The following is a 982-nucleotide window of genomic DNA, read 5'->3' on the forward strand; positions in this document are numbered from 1 at the left end:
CGGAGCCGGGGTGCCTTCCACATCAAACGTTTCCGTACCGTCGATGTTCAAGGTCTTGCGCGTTGTCCCTTCCTCGAACTGCAGGGGCATTACCCCCATGCCGATCAGGTTGGTGCGGTGGATACGTTCGAAGCCTTCAGCCACGATGGTTTCCACCCCGGCCAGCGCTACACCCTTGGCGGCCCAGTCACGGGACGAGCCCTGACCGTAGTCGGCACCAGCGATAATGATCAGCGGCTGTTTACGCTCCATGTAGGTTTCAATGGCTTCCCACATGCGCTTCACTTCGCCTTCCGGCTCAACCCGGGCCAGAGAGCCCTGGATCACATTGCCCGCTTCATCCTTGACCATTTCGTTGAACAGTTTCGGATTGGCCAGCGTGGCACGCTGGGCAGTCAGGTGATCGCCACGGTGGGTTGCATAGGAGTTGAAGTCTTCTTCCGGCAAACCCATCTTGTCCAGGTACGCCCCTGCCGCACTGTCCAGCAGGATCGCGTTGGACGGCGACAAGTGGTCCGTGGTGATGTTGTCCGGCAGCACAGCCAGTGGACGCATGCCTTTGAGCGCGCGGGCTTCGGCCATGGTCCCTTCCCAGTAAGGCGGGCGGCGAATGTAGGTGGACTGTGGACGCCAATCGTACAGCGGGCTCGCTGCACGTACACCATCGCCTTTTTTCTCGAACATGGGAATGTAGGTCTTGCGGAACTGCTCCGGCTTCACCGCAGATTTAACGATCGCATCGATCTCTTCATCAGACGGCCAGATATCCTTGAGCATGATCGGGTTGCCGTCCTGATCGTGGCCCAACACATCCTTCTCGATGTCGAAACGAATGGTGCCGGCGATAGCGTAAGCGACTACCAGTGGCGGAGATGCCAGGAACGCCTGCTTGGCGTAGGGGTGAATCCGGCCATCAAAGTTCCGGTTGCCCGACAGCACAGCGGTGGAATACAGATCACGCTCGATCACTTCTTTCTGGATT

The 982-nt window shown here is 58.7% G+C and carries 1 protein-coding gene; it reads right to left on the reverse strand.

Features of this window, described 5'->3' with window-relative positions:
• On the reverse strand, nt 1–982 hold a 982-nt coding region (locus tag A3730_RS28200; RefSeq protein WP_255364332.1), incomplete at both ends, for an aconitase family protein.

This window comes from Alcanivorax sp. HI0044 (assembly GCF_001634945.1).